This window comes from Micromonospora sp. NPDC048169 (genome assembly GCF_040652815.1).
GTDB lineage: Bacteria > Actinomycetota > Actinomycetes > Mycobacteriales > Micromonosporaceae > Micromonospora.
Genome location: NZ_JBEZMS010000011.1, coordinates 64,035 through 81,890 on the forward strand (window position 1 = coordinate 64,035; position 17,856 = coordinate 81,890).

14 protein-coding genes are annotated in these 17,856 nt (G+C 73.1%); 6 read left to right on the top strand and 8 right to left on the bottom strand.

The genetic code is table 11. The features are described from left to right. Positions 1-43 precede the first annotated feature (43 nt). Positions 44-2,305 carry a carboxypeptidase regulatory-like domain-containing protein gene (locus AB0D28_RS12535; protein ID WP_357385110.1) on the top strand — a complete coding sequence of 754 codons (2,262 nt, stop codon included), beginning with the start codon at positions 44-46 and terminating at the stop codon, positions 2,303-2,305. 104 nt (positions 2,306-2,409) lie between these two features. Here AB0D28_RS12535 and AB0D28_RS12540 read toward each other — a convergent pair whose 3' ends face one another. The 4 genes from AB0D28_RS12540 to purS form a co-directional block, all read right to left on the bottom strand. After that, positions 2,410-3,159 carry a 2-phosphosulfolactate phosphatase gene (locus tag AB0D28_RS12540; RefSeq protein ID WP_357385112.1) on the bottom strand — a complete coding sequence of 250 codons (750 nt, stop codon included), beginning with the start codon at positions 3,157-3,159 and terminating at the stop codon, positions 2,410-2,412. A 10-nt stretch (positions 3,160-3,169) separates the two neighbouring features. Further along, positions 3,170-5,833: a phosphoribosylformylglycinamidine synthase subunit PurL gene (gene purL / locus AB0D28_RS12545; protein WP_357385320.1), complete on the bottom strand. Its 2,664-nt coding sequence runs from the start codon at positions 5,831-5,833 to the stop codon at positions 3,170-3,172. Between the two features lie 106 nt (positions 5,834-5,939). Continuing rightward, positions 5,940-6,623, bottom strand: coding sequence for a phosphoribosylformylglycinamidine synthase subunit PurQ (gene purQ / locus AB0D28_RS12550; RefSeq protein ID WP_357385114.1), 684 nt, complete (start codon positions 6,621-6,623; stop codon positions 5,940-5,942). Then, the gene (purS, locus tag AB0D28_RS12555) at positions 6,620-6,883 is read right to left on the bottom strand and encodes a phosphoribosylformylglycinamidine synthase subunit PurS (protein WP_357385116.1); all 264 of its coding nucleotides are present in this window, start codon (positions 6,881-6,883) and stop codon (positions 6,620-6,622) included. The genes purQ and purS overlap by 4 nt, the downstream gene beginning before the upstream one ends. 471 nt (positions 6,884-7,354) lie before the next feature. Here purS and AB0D28_RS12560 point away from each other — a divergent pair, with 471 nt between their 5' ends. Together AB0D28_RS12560 and AB0D28_RS12565 are read left to right on the top strand one after the other, a co-directional pair. After that, complete coding sequence (locus AB0D28_RS12560) at positions 7,355-8,038, top strand: trypsin-like serine protease (protein WP_357385118.1); 684 nt, start codon at positions 7,355-7,357, stop codon at positions 8,036-8,038. Between the two features lie 6 nt (positions 8,039-8,044). Continuing rightward, complete coding sequence (locus AB0D28_RS12565) at positions 8,045-8,626, top strand: YbjQ family protein (protein WP_357385120.1); 582 nt, start codon at positions 8,045-8,047, stop codon at positions 8,624-8,626. A 95-nt stretch (positions 8,627-8,721) separates the two neighbouring features. On the opposite strand, the gene purB is transcribed toward AB0D28_RS12565, so the two are convergent. The 3 genes from purB to AB0D28_RS12580 all read right to left on the bottom strand — a co-directional run bounded on the left by purB (position 8,722) and on the right by AB0D28_RS12580 (position 11,495). Further along, positions 8,722-10,146, bottom strand: a complete 1,425-nt coding sequence (gene purB / locus AB0D28_RS12570) for an adenylosuccinate lyase (RefSeq protein ID WP_357385122.1) — start codon at positions 10,144-10,146, stop codon at positions 8,722-8,724. Between the two features lie 87 nt (positions 10,147-10,233). Continuing rightward, entirely contained in the window at positions 10,234-10,983 is a 750-nt protein-coding gene (locus AB0D28_RS12575) for a hypothetical protein (protein WP_357385124.1), read from the bottom strand. Continuing rightward, complete coding sequence (locus tag AB0D28_RS12580) at positions 10,980-11,495, bottom strand: SigE family RNA polymerase sigma factor (RefSeq protein WP_357385126.1); 516 nt, start codon at positions 11,493-11,495, stop codon at positions 10,980-10,982. The genes AB0D28_RS12575 and AB0D28_RS12580 overlap by 4 nt, the downstream gene beginning before the upstream one ends. A gap of 191 nt (positions 11,496-11,686) precedes the next feature. Here AB0D28_RS12580 and AB0D28_RS12585 point away from each other — a divergent pair, with 191 nt between their 5' ends. Then, positions 11,687-14,008, top strand: coding sequence for a PKD domain-containing protein (locus tag AB0D28_RS12585; protein WP_357385128.1), 2,322 nt, complete (start codon positions 11,687-11,689; stop codon positions 14,006-14,008). A 52-nt stretch (positions 14,009-14,060) separates the two neighbouring features. Here the strand turns inward: AB0D28_RS12585 and AB0D28_RS12590 are convergent, their stop codons facing one another. After that, positions 14,061-15,353: an acetyl-CoA C-acetyltransferase gene (locus AB0D28_RS12590; RefSeq protein ID WP_357385130.1), complete on the bottom strand. Its 1,293-nt coding sequence runs from the start codon at positions 15,351-15,353 to the stop codon at positions 14,061-14,063. A 55-nt stretch (positions 15,354-15,408) separates the two neighbouring features. Here AB0D28_RS12590 and AB0D28_RS12595 point away from each other — a divergent pair, with 55 nt between their 5' ends. Beyond that, positions 15,409-16,767 (top strand): 3-oxoacyl-ACP reductase, encoded by a 1,359-nt coding sequence (locus AB0D28_RS12595; protein WP_357385132.1) that lies wholly within the window; start codon positions 15,409-15,411, stop codon positions 16,765-16,767. After that, on the top strand, positions 16,767-17,813 hold the full coding sequence (locus AB0D28_RS12600; RefSeq protein WP_357385322.1) for a MaoC/PaaZ C-terminal domain-containing protein: 1,047 nt from the start codon (positions 16,767-16,769) through the stop codon (positions 17,811-17,813). The genes AB0D28_RS12595 and AB0D28_RS12600 overlap by 1 nt, the downstream gene beginning before the upstream one ends. Positions 17,814-17,856 lie beyond the last annotated feature (43 nt).

Below are 17,856 nucleotides of genomic sequence, written 5' to 3' on the forward strand. Positions count from 1 at the left end.
CCCTGGCGGCCGGCGGAGAGGTCAGACCCGGAAGGCGGTGGACGTGTCAACACACCGACGTGCCTGGAAGCAGCGGGCCGGTGTGGTCGTAGCGCTGGTCTTCGGCGCCCTGCTCACCGTCCCCGCAAGCCCCGCCCTCGCCGCACAGATTGTCACCGCCACCAACTCCGTGACGGTCGAGGCGGGCAAGAACAGCACTGTAACGGTCACGGTCCGCCCGACCGGTGGTGAGACATCCACTGACATCGACGTGCAGGACCTACCCGACGGCGTCAACTGTGGGGGCTGCGGTCGGGTCGATTTCAATGGCGATCAGGATCAGACGGTCACGCTGACTCTGACGGCGGCTGCGAGCGCGCCAGCCAACAACCAGTCAGCGAGGATCACGGTCAGCGGCGGCCCACCTCGGCAGCTCCGGGTTACCGTCCGGGCTGCTGCCCCGCCCACGCCGCAGCAGCCGCAGACGGTCAAGACGGTCTCCGGCAAGGTGGTGAACGCCGACGGCGACCCGATCGAGGGCGCCCTCGTCATGCTCCGCGACAGCGCGGGCAAGGAGCGCCGCACCAACACCAGCGGGAACGGCAACTTCAGCTTCAGCGGCTCCGAGTCCAACCCGATCGCACCCGGGCGGATCGAGGTGGGTGCCTCCACCGACGGCGCCACGCCCGTCGCCAAGTCGGTGAACGCGAACGCCGGACAGTCCGTGACCGGCGTCCGGCTCAGCATCCAGGTGCGGGCGTCGGCGAGCCCGAGCGCCACCCCGTCGGCGAGCGAGTCCGCCGCGCCGTCCGAGGAGCCGCTCGAGGAGGAGACGGCCGACACCCCGTCGGCCGAGGCGCCCGCCGCACAGCAGCCGACCGCGAACGAGGACTCCGGCGGCTTCGGCTCCTGGCTGCTCATCCTGCTCGGTGGCCTCTTCGTCGCCGTCGGCGTGGGCACCATCGTGCTGCTCTACCTGCGCCGCAAGAACGAGGACGGCGACGGCGACGGTCCGGGTGGGCCGGCCGGTCCGAGTGGCCCCGGTGGCGCCGCGGCCGGTGCCATCCCGGCGGCCCGGGGCGCCTACCACGGCACTGACGACCAGACCCGGGTGGTGAACGGCATGGGCGCCGGGCCGGCCGCGACGATGGTCGGTGGCCCCTCGATCAGCGACGCCCCCACCATGCTCCAGCGCCCGGTCGTGGACGACGTCCCGCCGGACCCGTACGGCGCACCGCCCGGCCCGGCCTACGGTGTCGGCGGCGGCCAGGGCGGTTACGGCTACGGCGACGACGCGCCCGGCCAGGGCGGTTACGGCGCGGGTGGCTACGGCAACGCGCCCTCCTCGGGCGGCGGCTACGGCAACGGCCCGTCCTCGGGCGCCGGCTACGGCAGCCCGGACTACGCCGCCGGCGCCGCTGCCGGTGCGGCCGGCTACGCGGCCCAGGGCGGCGGCTACGGCAACGAGCGCTTCGACGAGCCCACCGGCCGCTACACCGGGGACAGCACCCAGTACGCCCCGGCGGCCGACCCGTACCCGACCAGCACCTACCAGCCGGAGCAGGACCGCGGCTACGACCAGGCCGGCTCGGCCTCGTACGGCCGTGGCCCGGAGCAGGGCGACGGGTACGGTGCCGCCGGTGGCTACGGCACCGCGCCGGGCGGCTACGACACCGGCCGCCAGCAGGGCGGATACGGCGAGCCCACCGGCGCTTACGGCAACGCCGCGGGCGGCGGCTACGGCGACAACCCGCCCGGCGGCTACGGCGACGCTCCGGCCTACGGCGGCGGCCAGGCGGCGGGCGGCGGCTACGGCGACGGCGCAACCGGCGGCTACGGCAACGCCGGCGCTGGTGGCTACGACAAGCAGTCCGGTGGCTACGACGGCGGCCGCCAGCAGGGCGGATACGGCGACGCGCCGACCGGCGGCTACGACAACCCCAGCGGCGGATACGACACCCGCTCGCCGGGCGGCTACGACACGAGCGCCGGTGGTTACGACAGCGGCGCGACCGGCGGCTACGACGGCGGCCGTCAGCAGGGCGGGTACGGCGACGCGCCGGCCGGCGGCTACGGCAACCCCGGCGGCGGATACGACGGCGGTCACCAGTCGGGCGGCTACGGGCAGCAGGGCGGCGGATACGGCGACGGCTACGGCCAGGCCCCGCAGGGCGGGTACGGCCAGCAGGGCGGTTACGGCCAGGAGCCGCCGCAGCAGCGCGGGGGCGGCTACGACAACCCCAACGACCCGGCGCAGGCCGGTCGCGCCCGCCCGGACGCGCAGCCGGACCGTTCCGGACGGCGCCTCGACTGGCTGGACGACTGACCCGTACCAGACAGAGGAACTGTGGCCGCCCGCGAGAAGTGGGCGGCCACAGTCGTCAGCGCGCCGAACACATGCCGCGTTGCCCGCAGGCGAGAGGGCTGCGCTCAGGCGGGGGCGAAGTAGTCCTGGCGGAGCACCGGCACCACGTCGGAGACACCCACAGCGGTCGCCACCGCGACGTCCTCCGCGAAGCCGCCCTCGGCGAGTTCCCGCCCGGAGACGCATCCCCGGACCGCGGCCGGCACGTCCGGCGTGCTCGCCAGCGCGGCGAGCGCCATCGCGGCCTCCACCGAGAGCCCACCGGGCACCTCGGCGAGCGCGTCGAGCACGCACGCCGCACCGAGCTGGTCCTCCACGCAGGGCCGCAGTGACCCGTCGGGCCAGCGCTCGCCGGCCGCCACCACGCCCACCGGGGCGTCGTTCGAGCCGTACCCCTCGGCGCGGAGCCAGCGCCCGACGGCGGGTGCGTTACGCAGGCACGCCGCGACCACCGGCACTCCGGTGGCGCTCGCGGCGGCGCTGATCGCCGAGCCGTTCGGCGACGGCAGCACCAGGTCGGCCACGACCGGCGCGGACCGCAGCGCCGCCGGGGAGAGCGACCACGGATGCTCCGCGGTCGTCCTCCGGCGGCCCACAGCGGCCACCGCCCCCACCCGGCGGGCGTAGTCGGCGGCCTGCTCACCCCACGGGAACGGGTGCACCCGCATGCCGCGGCTCACCGCCACCTCCACGGCGGTGGTGAACGACAACACGTCCACCACCACCAGGGCGGCGCAGACCCGGCCGAGCTCCGCCGCCCCGGTCAGTCCCCAGTCGAACCGGGCACCGGCGCCGGGTTGGGCGAAGACGGCCAAGGCCAGCGCCTCAGCGCTGACCCGGCGCCGGCTCACCGGAAGCCGGACCGTCGGACCCGTCGGCGGGCGCCGACTCGTCCTGGGCCGGGGTTCCGTCGACGGCAGGAGTCGCGCCGGCCGGTGCGTCCCCGTCCGACGCCGTAGCCGGCGCGTCGGGCTCCGCCGTGGCGGCGGGCGCGGAGGCCCCGGCGTCGGACGGCGGGGTGTCCCGGCCGGCCTTGGCGATCGGCTCGGCGTCGACAGCGGCCGGGTCGATGCCGACCGGCTGCTCGGCGGTCGCCGGAAGCACTGTGGTGGTGCCGGTACGGGTCGCCGCCACCTCCACCCGGGCCGCCTCGGCGGCACCGAACAGGCGCGGGAGCGTACCGGTGTGCGCCTCGCGCAGCTCGTCCAGGCCGATGCGGAACTGGCCGTGCACCTCCAGCGCGCCGGAGGCCGGGTCGGTCACGCCGACGAACTCCCACGGCACGCCACGCTCGGCGCACAGCGCGGTGAACGCCTTCTCGTGGCCGCGCGGCACCGACACCAGCACGCGGCCGGCGGACTCGCTGAACAGGAAGACGAACGGCATCGACCCGCCGGCGAAGTGCTCCGGCACCACGACCCGGGCACCGACGCCCCGGCGCAGGGCCGACTCGACCAGGCTCTGCGCCAGGCCGCCGTCGGAGAGGTCGTGCGCGGAACTGAGGTGCCCGACCCGGGCCGCCTCGGCCAGCAGCTCGGCGAGCTGCCGCTCGCGGGCCAGGTCGACCTGCGGCGGGATGCCGCCGAGGTGCTCGTGGGTCACCCAGGCCCACTCCGAGCCGGACAGCTCGACGTGCGTCTCGCCCAGCAGGAAGAGCTGGTCGTGGTCGCCGGCCGGGCGCGGCACGAAGCCCATCGGCACCCGCTCGGCGACGTCGTCGAGGACCCCGAGCACGCCGACCACCGGGGTCGGGTGGATGGCCGCGGCACCGGTCTGGTTGTAGAAGCTGACGTTGCCGCCGGTCACCGGGATGCCCAGCTCCAGGCAGCCGTCCGCCAGGCCGCGTACGGCCTCGGCGAACTGCCACATCACGCCCGGGTCCTCCGGCGAGCCGAAGTTCAGGCAGTTGGTCACCGCGATCGGCTTCGCGCCGGTCACCGCCACGTTCCGGTACGCCTCGGCCAGCGCCAGCTTCGTCCCGTGGTACGGGTCGAGGCGGGCGTACCGGCCGTTGCCGTCGACGGAGAGCGCGACGCCCAGACCGCTGCGCTCGTCGATCCGGATCACGCCGGAGTCCTCCGGCTGGGCGAGCACGGTGTTGCCGAGCACGTACCTGTCGTACTGCTCGGTGACCCAGGTCTTGTCGGCCAGGTTCGGCGACGCGATCATGCGCAGCACGGTCTCCCGGAGCGCATCCGGGGTGCTCGGCCGGGGCAGCGTCTCGGCGCGGTCGGCCTGGAGCAGGATCAGGTCGGCCGGCTCGCGCATCGGCCGGGCGTACACCGGGCCGTCGTCGACGAGTGAGCCCGGCGGCACGTCCACCACGAGCTGGTCGCGCCAGGTGACGACGAGCCGGCCCGGCTGGCCGTCCGCCGACGGGGCGGTGACCTCGCCGATGGCGGTGGCCCAGACGCCCCACTTCTCGGCGGTCTTGAGCACGGCGTCGAGCTTGTCGGGCGAGACGACGAGCAGCATCCGCTCCTGGGACTCGCTGGCCAGGATCTCGTGCGGCTCCATCGAGGGCTCGCGCAGCGGCACCCGCTCCAGCCAGACCCGCATGCCGGTGCCGGCGGAGGCGGCGGTCTCGGTGAGGGCGCAGGTCAGGCCGGCGCCGCCGAGGTCCTGGATGCCGACGACCAGTTCGGCGTCGTACAGCTCCAGGCACGCCTCGATGAGCAGCTTCTCCATGAACGGGTCGCCGACCTGCACGGACGGGCGGCGCTGCTCGCTGCCCTCGTCGAAGGTGGCGCTGGCGAGCACTGATACGCCGCCGATGCCGTCGCGGCCGGTCTTGGCGCCCATCAGGACCACGATGTTGCCGGGGCCGGTGGCGTCCTTCTTCTGCAGCCGGTCGACCGGCAGCACGCCCAGGCAGAGCGCGTTCACGAGCGGGTTGCCCTGGTAGCAGGGGTCGAAGACGACCTCGCCGCCGATGTTGGGCAGGCCGAGGCAGTTGCCGTATCCGCCGACTCCGGCGACCACGCCGGGCAGCACCCGGGCGGTGTCCGGGTGGTCGGCCGCGCCGAAGCGCAGCGGGTCCATCACTGCCACCGGGCGGGCGCCCATGGCGAGGATGTCGCGGACGATGCCGCCGACGCCGGTCGCCGCGCCCTGGTACGGCTCGACGAAGCTCGGGTGGTTGTGCGACTCGACCTTGAAGGTCACCGCCAGCTCGTCGGAGACCTGGACCACGCCGGCGTTCTCCCCGATGCCGGCGAGCAGCCGGTCGCTCGGCGGCGCCTTCTCGCCGAACTGGCGCAGGTGCACCTTGCTCGACTTGTAGGAGCAGTGCTCGCTCCACATGATCGAGTACATGGCCAGCTCGGCCTGGGTGGGCCGGCGGCCGAGGATGTGCCGGATCCGGTCGTACTCGTCGTCGCGGAGGCCCAGCTCGGCGTACGGCTGAAGCTCCTCCGGCGTGCCGGCGGCCCGGGGGACGGTGTCCACGCTCAGCGCCCAGTCGTCGGTCGCGCCGGCCTGCGGCGCCACGCCCTGGCGCTCGCGCGGGGCCGGGTCCGGATGGGTGGTCATGACGTCTCCTTGCTGCGCTCGCCGCCGGTGCGGCGGGTGAGCCGACCGATGTTCCCGGCCACCATCACGCCGGCGCTCCCACCAGGTGCTTGAGCACCGAGGTGAAGAAGCCGAGGCCGTCCAGGGAGGGGCCGGTGAGCGCCTCCACCGCGTGCTCGGGGTGCGGCATGATGCCGACGACGTTGCCGGCCTCGTTGGTGATCGCCGCGATGTCGCGCTGCGATCCGTTCGGGTTGCCGCCGACGTAGCGGGCGACGACGCGGCCCTCGCCCTCCAGCCGGTCGAGCGTCGCGGTGTCGGCGACGTAGCAGCCCTCGCCGTTCTTGACCGGGATGAGGATCTCCTGGCCGGGCTGGAACGCGTTCGTCCAGGCGGTGCCGGTGCTCTCGATCCGCAGGACCTGGTCCCGGTTGCGGAAGTGCAGGTGCTGGTTGCGGGTGAGCGCGCCGGGCAGCAGGTGCGCCTCGCAGAGGATCTGGAAGCCGTTGCAGATGCCGAGCACCGGCAGGCCACCACGCGCGGCCTGGACGATCGTCTCCATCACCGGGGCGAACCGGGCGATGGCGCCGCAGCGCAGGTAGTCGCCGTAGGAGAAACCGCCGGGCAGGACGACGGCGTCCACCCCGTACAGGTCCGGGTCGCCGTGCCAGAGCCGGACCGCCTCGGCGCCGGCGATCCGCACGGCCCGGGCCGCGTCCCCGTCGTCGAGGGAGCCGGGGAAGGTGACCACACCGACCCGGGCGGTCACGACTGCGCGCCCGCGGTCTCGTCGGCGGTGACCACGCGGACGGTGAAGTCCTCGATGACCGGGTTGGCCAGCAGCTTGTCGGCGATCTCCCGGGCCCGGTCCAGGTCCGGTTCGCCGGTGAACTCGATCTCGATCCGCCTGCCGATCCGAACCGAGGCGACGTCGTCGACGCCGAGTCGGGGCAGCGCGTTTGCGACGGCCTGGCCCTGCGGATCGAGGATCTCGGGCTTGAGCATGACGTCGACTACGACGCGAGGCACGGGGCACTCCTGACTGTGTACGCAGTTGGGTGCCGGCCCAACAATCGGGCGAGCGCAGCCAGCCTACCTGGCAGATACCGCCCGGCCCGCACCGGCCGGGGGCAGTTCCGGCGCTGACGGACGGGCCCGGCGGCGGTGAACGGGTGTCGTTGCCCGTTCGTTGCGACGTCGATGCGAATTCGTTGCGCCCGACGCTTGCGGGCGACCCCCGGCAGCACCTCCCAGCAGGCATTCTGCCGCGAAACACCCCACCTTGGACCGGTATCCGACAGCAGGTCGGCGCGGCGCGCGGCGCGCGTCACGTCATCGGCATGACTCGATCCACACCTTGTGACACCGGGCGGCACGGCCGTAACATGCATCGTCAGATGTCGATGCACTGGATCGACCTCCCTCGCCGGCCCCACCCCATCCGGCGGGTGTCACCCCCTGCCCGGCAACCCCGGGCGCCTGCGCAGAAGGAGCCCCGACATGCGCCTCCGTCCCCTGCTCGCCGTGCTGACCACCGCGCTGGCCGGCGTCCTGGCCACCGCCTCCGGCGCCACCGCCGCGCCGGCCGGCCCGCAGCCGATCATCGGCGGCGGCACCGTCTCGTCGGCGCCGTGGGCCGCCGCCGTCTTCAGCAACGGCTCGTTCACCTGCTCCGGCAGCGTGATCGCGCCCCAGTGGGTGCTCACCGCCCGGCACTGCGTCAGCGGCACCATGTCGGTCCGCGTCGGCAGCGTCTACTACGCCTCGGGCGGCGTCACCCGCACCGTGAGCGCCTCCTACACCCGCTACGACCTGGCCCTGCTGCGCCTGTCCAGCACGGTCAGCACCTCCGCCGTGTCGCTGGCCACCAGCAACCCGCCGGTCGGCTCCACCAACACCATCTACGGCTGGGGCATGACCTGCTACAGCGGCTGCGGCGCGTCGCCCCAGCTCAAGACCGCCAGCGTACGGGTGACCAGCACCAGCGTCACCGACGCGTACGGCGGCCAGGCGATCCGGAGCACCCGGGTCAACGGCAACGCGTGGCGGGGCGACTCGGGCGGCCCGCAGTTCTACAACGGCCGGCAGGTCGGCGTCGCCTCCACCGCCGACGGCCAGAGCATCCAGAACTACGGCAGTGTCGCGTACAACCGGTCCTGGATCACCTCGACGGCCGGTGTCTGACGGTTGATGCCGGTGCGGCGCGGATCGGCCGGGTGCGGCCCGGGCGTCCGCGCCGCGTCGTTTTTCAGCATCCGATCAGCTGAACACAGGTCACGAACCACCCGGCCGAGGGCTGACAGCATCGGAAGTGTGCTGGTCGTGACGACGGATCAACTGCCCGGCTACGAGATCCGCCAGATCCTCGGCGAGGTGGTCTCCTCGATGGCGAGGACCCGCAACCCGTACCGCGAGGGGGTCAAGAACCTGCGCGGTGGCGCCTACGACCCGTTGGCGCCGGACAACCTGACCCGCTGGCGCACCGACTCGGTGGCCCGCCTCGGCGAGGAGGCCCGCCGCCTGGGCGCGAACGCGGTGATCGGCATGCGCTTCGACAGCCGCGACTGCGGCGAGATGTGGATGGAGATCTGCGCGTACGGCACGGCGGTGATCGTCGCGCCGAAGACGCCCGACGTGATGCCGCCGGACCAGCCGGCGATCGCGGCCGAGACCGCCCACGACCCGGAGATCGCCTCCGCGCCGGGCGGCATCGCCGAACCCGCGTCCGCCCCCAACCTGAGCTCCGCCGCCGAAACCCCCACCGGCACCTGACGGATCCTCGCCACCCCGGTTGATCAGGGAGTTTGTGTCACTGCGGCGCCCCGTACAGGACACAAACTCCTTGATCACCGAGGGAAGGCGGGCGGTCAGAGGATGGGGGGCGGGGAGTAGGTGGCGGCCTCGGGGTGGGTTTCCACCACCCTGGTGATTCTCGCCGTCACGCGGTTCACCTGGTCGGTGGCGGCGCCCACGAAGGCGTTGCGGTCGGCGACCAGGGTGTCGATCTCGGCCCGGGTCAGGCCCAGCCGGCCGTCGGTGGCCAGGCGGTCGAACAGGTCGTTCTCGGCCGCGCCCTTCTCCCGCATGGCCAGCGCCACGGCGACCGCGTGCTCCTTGATCACCTCGTGCGCGACCTCCCGGCCGACACCCCGGCGCACGGCGGCCACGAGGATCTTCGTGGTGGCGAGGAACGGCAGGAAACGCTCCAGCTCCCGGTTGATCACCGCCGGGTACGGGCCGAACTCGTCCAGCACGGTGAGGAACGTCTGGAACAGCCCGTCGGCGGCGAAGAACGCATCGGGCAGCGCGACCCGGCGCACCACCGAGCAGGAGACGTCACCCTCGTTCCACTGGTCACCGGCCAGCTCGCCGACCATCGACAGGTAACCCCTGATGATCACCGCGAAGCCGTTCACCCGCTCCGACGAGCGCGTGTTCATCTTGTGCGGCATCGCGCTGGAACCGACCTGGCCCGGCTTGAAGCCCTCGGTGACCAGCTCCTGGCCCACCATGAGCCGGATCGTGGTCGCCAGCGACGACGGCGCGGCGGCCACCTGGGCCAGCGCGGCGACGACCGCCATGTCGATCGAACGCGGGTAGACCTGGCCGACGCTGTCCAGCACCCGGCTGAACCCCAGGTGCTCGGCCACCCGGCGCTCCAGCTCGGCCACCTTGCCGGCGTCGCCGTCGAACAGGTCGAGCTGGTCGGCGGCGGTGCCCACCGGTCCCTTGATCCCCCGCAGCGGGAACCAGCCGATCAGATCCTCCAGCCGCTCGTACGCGATGAGCAGCTCCTCGGCCGCCGACGCGAAGCGCTTGCCCAGCGTGGTGGCCTGCGCGGCGACGTTGTGCGACCGGCCGGTCATCACCAGCGCGGAGTACTCGCCCGCGTGCCATCCCAGCCGGGCCAGCGTGGCGACCACCCGGTCCCGGATCAGCTCCAGCGAGGCCCGGATCTGGAGCTGCTCGACGTTCTCGGTGAGGTCGCGGGAGGTCATCCCCTTGTGCACGTGCTCGTGCCCGGCGAGCGCGCTGAACTCCTCGATCCGGGCCTTCACGTCGTGCCGGGTGACCCGCTCGCGCGCCGCGATCGAGGCCAGGTCGACCTGGTCGACCACGCGCTCGTACGCCTCGACCACCCCGTCCGGCACCGGCACGCCGAGATCACGCTGGGCCTTGAGCACCGCCAGCCAGAGCCGGCGCTCCATCCGGACCTTCTCCTCCGGCGACCAGAGGGCGACCAGTTCGGGCGAGGCGTACCGGTTGGCGAGCACGTTCGGGATCGTCGTCACGTACCTCAGTCTTTCATGACGCCGGGGTGGGCCCCGGCGTCGCCGGTCCCCGGTCCGGCCTGTGGGCAGGCCGGACCGGGGACGCCCTCAGCCCAGCCGGATCTTCCGGTCCAGCGCGACGGCGGCCATCTCCCCGGCGGTCAGGAGGTGCCGCTCGGTGAACGAGTTCGTCTGCACGCTCACCCGGGTGCCGTCGGTCCGCTTCACGATCACGAACCGCACGTTGATCGGCTTCCGCCCGGACGTGGGCGGCGCACGGAAGCCCCGCACGTCGAACGTCACCACCCGCTCGCCGTCCGGCCCGGTGAACGAGCGGCAGTTGACCATGCTGTCCTCGCACTCGTCCGGACCGCTCGCCTGACCGGGGAGCGGCCTTCCCACGTCGATGGTCAGGTACGACCGGACCCCGCCCCGGGCGGCGACACCCACCCCGAACCAGCCCGTCATCGACTCCCAGCGCAGCGGCTGCACCGACCACTGCGGCGCGTCGGTCAGCGGGCCGCCCCAGGTCTCCGGGTCGGTGGCCGCGGCGCCCCGAACCCACCGCAGGCCCGGCGCCTCCCGGTCGAGCGCGGCCAGCATCGCCGTCCGCAGGCGCTCCGGGTGGGTCCGCGCGGTGGCGGACGCGGCCGAGGAGGCGGGTGCCGGGCCACCGGATGCTCCCGGCTGCACGACCACGCCGGCGCCGAGCGCCAGCGCCAGCACCGCTGTCGCCGAGGCGTACGCCCCCACCCGCCGCCGCCGGCGCCGTCCCTCCCGCGCCACCAGGGCGTCCACGTCCACCGTCGTCGGCGGCGCGGCGCCGATCGCCTCGTCGAAGATCTGCCGGTACGTCATCTCTGCCTCCCGTTCTCCACTGCCGGATGGTGCGAGGCGAGCAGCCGCAGCGTCTCCAGCGCACGGGCGGCCTGACTCTTCACGGTGCCGGTGCTGACGCCCAGGATCTGCGCGGTCTCCTCGACCGACAGGTCGCAGTAGAACCGGAGCACCACGACCGCCCGTCGCCTGGGCGCGAGCCGGCCCAACAGCTCCAGCAGCATCTCCCGCTCACCGACCGCCGGTTCCGCCGCAGCCAGGTCAGCCCGGTCCGGCACCTCGTCCGTGCTGCGCTCCCGCCGCCACGGCCGGCGCCGTTCGTCCAGCCACGCGTTGGTGAGGATCCCCCGCACGTACGCGTCGAGGTTGTCCGCGCCGAGCGCCCGGGCCCAGTTGCGGTAGAGCTTGCTCAACGTGATCGACACCAGGTCGTCCGCCGTGTGCCAGTCCCGGCAGAGCAGGTACGCCGTCCGGCGCAGCGGCTCCAGCCGCGCGGTCACGTAGTCGCGGAACTCCTCGTCGCGCCCGGTCACGGAGTGCCGTCCCTCGTTCGCCTCATGCCCAGGGGACGGAACGGGGTGCCGGCCGGGTTGCCGGCGACCGTCACCGATCTCCGCCGCTGCTCATGATCCGGCCGATCCGATATGTCAGGCGGGACAGCCGTGCCGGGGCCGCCGGACGAGGATCGAGCCCGACCGTTCCTTTCTCCACGGGGGATAACCAGATGCGCAGATTGTCCCTGAGCGGGCTGACCGTGGCCGCACTGGCCGGCGGCTCCCTGCTGCCGCTGGCCGCACCGGCCCAGGCAGCCGACGCGACGACGCTCTACGTCCGGCAGAGCTCGGCCGCGTGCTCCGACACCGGCCCCGGCACCGAGGCCGCGCCGTTCTGCTCGATCGGTCCGGCGGTGGCCCGGGTCGAGGCCGGGCAGACGGTCGACATCGGCGCCGGCACCTACGCCGAGCGCGTGACGGTCGCCCGCTCCGGCACGCCCGACCAGCCCGTCACCATCCGCAACACCGCCGGCAGCAACGGCCGCATCAGCGGGCCGGAGGCCGGGGTGCTGGTCGACGGGCAGCACGACGTCGTGCTCCGCGACCTGTGGATGACGGCGCTCGCCGACGTGCCCGGCCTCGACCTGCGGGACTCCAGCGCCATTACGGTGCAGGGCGGGTCGTTCACCATGGCCGGTCCGTCCGCCACGCCTGTCGTCCGGTTCGCCGGGGTCACCCGGTCGGTCCTCTCGACGAGCAAGATCAACGGAGGCACCGGGGTCACCGGGGTGACCCTCGACGCCACGACGACCGATGTGACCGTCCGGGCCGCGAGCGTGACCAGCAACGTCGTCGACAACGCGGCCGAGCGCGGCGTCGCCATCCGGGTCGACGGGCCGGGCAACGAGGTGTACGGAAACATCATCGGCGGGTTCACCGGCGCCGGCATCCTGCTCGGGCCGGGTGCCGCCGACACGAGGGTGGTGAACAACCAGGTGTCCGGCGGCAAGGGCGTCGGCATCCACAACAACGGGGCCGCCCGCACCGCGATCACCAACAACGAGGTCCGGGACCGCTGCTTCGAGAGCGTCCGCGTCGACGGCGCGTCGGACGGCGCGTCGCTGCAGAACAACGTCCTGTTCAGCAGTGGCGCCCAGAACGATCCCTACTGCGACAGCACGGCCGAGCAGACCGCCGAGATCGGGCTCTACGACGACTCGGGCCGGCGGGTGACAGTGGACTACAACAACACCGTGCACGGCAGCTTCATCCCTGGTTCGTCGAACTACTCCTGGAACGGAACCCGGATGGGGTTGACCCGCTTCCGGGAGGTGTCCGGGCAGGCCGCCCACGACAAGGAGGGCAGCGGGCCGGGCGACCGGGAGGACTCGGCGAACTCGGCCGCGCCCGGCTACCCGGCCACGGACCGCACCGGCGCGGGCCGGGCGGACAATCCGGCCACGCCGAACACCGGCGCGGGTCCGGTCCCGTACGCCGACCGCGGCCCCACGGAACTGCTCGGCAACCCGTACGCCGTCCTCGATGTCAGGTACGACGCGGACACCTCCTCGGTCACGCTCGACGCCTCCGCGTCGACCCCCGGGTACGTCCCGCTGACCACGTACGTGTTCGACTTCGGCGACGGCACGGTGGTGACCCAGGACAAGCCGGTCGCCTCCCGCGCCTACACGAGGACCGGCACCTTCACCGTCTCGGTCAAGGTCTCCGGCAGCGACGACCGGGTCGGCACCACGCTCGGCCAGGGCGTGAGCGTGCTGCCCCGGACCGGATCGATCGGGCTGCTGTCGCTGCACAACCTGCGCTTCGCGAACGCGTCCACCGCCGGATCGAACGTGCAGGCCGACCAGGCGACGATGGGTGCGGGCAGCCAGTTCGACCTGATGGACGCCGGCAACGGGCGGATCGCGCTCCTCTCCCGCGCCACCGGCAAGTACCTGAACAACGGCGGCGACAGCATTCGGCCGCTCTTCGCGGCGGTGGGCTCGAACTCGACGTTCGAGCTGCTCCGCAACGCCGACGGCACGATCAGCCTCCGGTCGGACGGTGGCAGCTACGTGGGTGTCTCGTCGAGCACCGCGCTGACCGCTCTCGCGCCCATCATCAACAACCGGGAGAAGTTCTACCGGGTGAACGTCGCCGACTCGAACCGCACGCTCAAGGCCGCCGTCAACAGCAGGTACGTCAGCGCGGAGAGCGCCGGCGCGAAGCCGCTGATCGCCAACCGCGACACCGCCGGCCCGTGGGAGACGTTCGACCTCGCGGATCTGGGTTCCGGGCAGGTGGGCGTCTTCTCGCACGCCAACAGCCGCTTCGTCTGCGCTGACAACGTCGGCCTCAACCCGCTCATCGCCAACCGCACCAGCGCGGGCGCGTGGGAGAAGTTCACAGTGACCCGCAACGCGGACGGCACCACCAGCCTCAAGGCGACGATCAACAGCAAGTACGTCAGCGCCGACAACGTCGGCACCAACCCGCTGATCGCCAACCGGGCCACGATCGGTCTCTGGGAGAAGTTCACAGTCGGCGGCTGAGCCGTCACGACGTCCGACGCCCGCCCGGCCGCTCGCCGGGCGGGCGTCGCCGTCAGCGCTCCAGGATGGCTGTCACGCCCTGCCCGCCGGCCGCGCAGATGGAGATCAGGCCGCGCCCGCTCCCCTTCTGGTCGAGCAGCTTGGCGAGCGTGGCGACGATCCGGCCGCCGGTGGCGGCGAACGGGTGCCCGGCCGCCAGCGACGACCCGTTGACGTTGAGCTTGTCCCTGTCGATCGAGCCGAGCGGGGCGTCCAGGCCGAGGCGCTCCTTGCAGAACTCCGGCGACTCCCAGGCGGCCAGCGTGGCGAGCACCTGCGAGGCGAACGCCTCGTGGATCTCGTAGAAGTCGAAGTCCTGGAGGCTCAGCCCGGCCCGGGCGAGCATCCGGGGCACCGCGTACGCGGGGGCCATCAGCAGGCCCTCGTCGCCGTGCACGAAGTCGACGGCGGCGGTCTCGGACCAGGAGAACCAGGCCAGCACCGGCAGGTTGTGCGCCTTGGCCCACTCCTCGGAGGCGAGCAGCACGGTGGACGCGCCGTCGGTGAGCGGCGATGAGTTGCCGGCGGTCATGGTGGCCCGCTCGGCGTCCGCGCCGGAGGCGCCGAAGACCGGCTTGAGCGAGCCGAGCTTCTCCAGGCTGCTGTCCGGCCGCAGGTTCTGGTCGCGGGTAAGCCCCAGGTAGGGGGTCATCAGGTCGTCGAAGAACCCCTTGTCGTACGCGGCGGCGAGCCGCTGGTGCGAGCGCAGCGCCAGTTCGTCCTGCGCGGTCCGGTCGACGTTCCAGCGCAGCGCGGTGCGGGCCGCGTGCTCACCCATCGACAGCCCGGTGCGCGGTTCGGCGTTGCGCGGGATCTCCGGCTTGAACGGCTGGTGCGGGCGCAGCTTCGCCGCGACCTTGAGCCGTTCGCCGAGCGTACGGGCCGAGTTGAGCTGGAGCAGGGTGCGCCGCATGTCCTCGTTGACGGCGAGCGGCGCGTCCGAGGTGGTGTCGACGCCGCCGGCGATGCCGACCTCGATCTGCCCGAGGGCGATCTTGTTGGCGACCAGGATGGCGGCCTCCAGCCCGGTGCCGCAGGCCTGCTGGATGTCGTACGCGGGGGTGTGCGGGTCGAGCCGGGAGCCGAGCACCACCTCACGGGTGAGGTTGAAGTCGCGGGAGTGCTTGAGCACCGCGCCGGCCACCACCTCGCCGACCCGCTCGCCGGCGAGCCCGAACCGGGCCACCAGCCCGTCGAGCGCCGCACCGAGCATGTCGGCGTTCGACGCGTGCGCGTAGCGCGAGTTGGACCGCGCGAAGGGGATGCGGTTGCCCCCGATGACCGCGACCCGCCGGACACTCTGCACGATCGGCCTCCCTCGAAACTGTTGCCCGAACCCTACTCGCCAGTAGGCTACGCCTATGACCGACAGGTACGCGAGCTTCGTCCAGACGGGGGCCGGTCGCGCGCTGGTCAAGCGCCTCGGGCTGCCCGACCCGCCCCGACTGCGCCGGCACACGCCCGGCGACCCGCTCGTTCCCGGGCCGGTCCTGCTCGGCTCCTCGGCCGGTGGCCGGATCGCCGAGCCGGCCGGAAAGATCCTGACCGCCGCCGGGGTCGAGCTGGCCGACCCGGTCGCCGCCCACGACGCCGACCGCCGCTTCGCGGCCCTGGTGTACGACGCCAGCGGCATCACCGACTCCACCGGGCTGCGCCAGCTCTACGACTTCTTCCACCCGCAGGCCCGCTCGCTGCTGCCGAGCGGCCGGGTGATCGTGCTAGGCACGCCGCCGGCCGAGTGCGGCTCTCCCCGGGAGGCTACCGCCCAGCGCGCGCTGGAGGGCCTGACCCGCAGCATCGGCAAGGAGTTCGGCCGGGGCGTGACCGCCCAGCTGGTGTACGTGACCCGCGAGGGTGACGCCGGCACCCCGGTGAGCCTGGAGTCCACGCTGCGGTTCCTGCTCTCCGGCCGGTCCGCGTACGTCTCTGGCCAGGTGATCCGGGTCGGCACCGGCACCGCCGTCGCGCCGGCCGACTGGGACCGGCCGCTCGACGGGCAGGTGGTGCTGGTGACCGGCGCGGCCCGGGGCATCGGCGCGGCGCTGGCGAAGGTGCTGGCCCGCGACGGCGCCCAGGTGGTGGCGCTGGACATCCCGGCGGCCGGGGACGAACTGGCCGCCGTCGCGAACGACATCGGCGGCAGCGCGGTGCAGCTCGACCTGACCGCGCCTGATGCGCCGACCCGGCTGGCGGAGCACCTGGCGTCCCGGCACGGCCGGGTCGACGTGGTGGTGCACAACGCGGGCATCACCCGGGACAAGACGCTGGGCCGGATGGACGCCGACCGGTGGGACTCGGTGATCGACGTGAACCTGTCCAGTCAGGAGCGGATCAACGACGTGCTGCTGGAGCGCGACCTGATCCCGGCCGGCGGCCGGATCGTGTCGGTCTCGTCGATCGCCGGGATCGCCGGCAACCGGGGGCAGACCAACTACGCGACCAGCAAGGCCGGCGTGATCGGCCTGGTCGACTCGCTCTCCCCGGTGCTGGGCGAGCGCGGGATCAGCCTGAACGCTGTCGCGCCGGGCTTCATCGAGACCCGGCTGACCGCGCGCATCCCGTTGACCATCCGGGAGGCGGGCCGCCGGATGAACAGCATGGCCCAGGGCGGCCTGCCGGTGGACGTGGCCGAGACGATCGGCTGGCTCTCCTGGCCGGCGACCGGCGCGGTGAGCGGCAACGTGGTCCGGGTCTGCGGCCAGAGCCTGCTGGGGGCGTGATGGCACAGGATCACGAGGACGACCTGAGCCTGCACGACCTGATCGAGGGCCCCACCCGCGACCTGACGTCGGCCCGCGCCGCCGCCCTCGCCCAGACCCGCCCGGCTTCCGGCGATCATGAAGTTGACGGCACTTCTGGAGATCCACAAGGCAGCCAACCTCATGATCGCCGGGGTGAGGGGGCAGGGCGGCGACGGGTGGAGCTGGAGCGGTTGCCTGCGAGTGGGGCGCTTTACCGGCGTGCGCTGCTCGGGGTGGTGCCGGGGGTCGGAGGTCGGCCCGGGGCGGACGTGCCGGGGCTTGAGCTGGGTGTCTCGGGGGTCGCTGTGGATCAGCGGCACCTGGCGGACTACGACCGGGTGTGCGGGTTCCGGCTGACCGACCGGCTGCCGGCGACGTACCTGCACGTGCTCGGGTTTCCGCTGTCGCTGCGGCTGATGACGAGCCCCGGCTTCCCCATCCCGCTCACCGGCGTGGTGCACGTGGCCAACCGGATCACCGTCCACCGCCCGGTCGAGGCCGGCGAGCGCGTCGACTTCCACACGTACGCGGAGAACCTGCGCCCGCACGAGCGGGGCCGCCAGCTCGACGTGGTGCTGATCGGGTCGATCGGCGGCGAGGAGGTCTGGCGCGGCGTGTCCACGTACCTCGGGAAGGAGCGCGCCGCCAGCGGCGGCCCGCGGCGCGACAGGGGTGACCGCCCGGCGCCGCCGGCCTCCTCGGCCCGGTGGCGGGTGACGCCCCGGGTGGGTACCGACTACGCGCGCGTCTCCGGCGACCACAACCCGATCCACACCTCGAAGGTGGGCGCGCGGCTGTTCGGCTTCCCGCGCCCGATCGCGCACGGCATGTGGAGCAAGGCCCGCTGCCTGGCCGCGCTGGCGCCCAGACTGCCCGAGGCGTACACGGTGGACGTGTCGTTCAAGCTGCCGGTGCCGCTGCCGTCCACTGTCGCGTTCAGCGCCTCGGCGGCCGGCGCGGGCTGGGAGTTCGCGCTGCACAGCGCCCGGGACGGAAGGCCGCACCTGGTCGGTTCGGTGCGCTGAGCGAAAGAGGGGACTTGCCGTCCCCTCTTTTCGGCGCTAAGTT

Excerpts from the sequence above, each read along its gene's own strand:
- AB0D28_RS12595 (WP_357385132.1), top strand. The coding sequence starts at position 15,409 with ATGACCGACAGGTACGCGAGCTTCGTCCAGACGGGGGCCGGTCGCGCG.
- AB0D28_RS12560 (WP_357385118.1), top strand. The coding sequence starts at position 7,355 with ATGCGCCTCCGTCCCCTGCTCGCCGTGCTGACCACCGCGCTGGCCGGC.
- AB0D28_RS12575 (WP_357385124.1), bottom strand. The coding sequence starts at position 10,983 with ATGACGTACCGGCAGATCTTCGACGAGGCGATCGGCGCCGCGCCGCCG.
- AB0D28_RS12565 (WP_357385120.1), top strand. The coding sequence starts at position 8,045 with ATGCCGGTGCGGCGCGGATCGGCCGGGTGCGGCCCGGGCGTCCGCGCC.
- AB0D28_RS12600 (WP_357385322.1), top strand. The coding sequence starts at position 16,767 with ATGGCACAGGATCACGAGGACGACCTGAGCCTGCACGACCTGATCGAG.
- AB0D28_RS12585 (WP_357385128.1), top strand. The coding sequence starts at position 11,687 with ATGCGCAGATTGTCCCTGAGCGGGCTGACCGTGGCCGCACTGGCCGGC.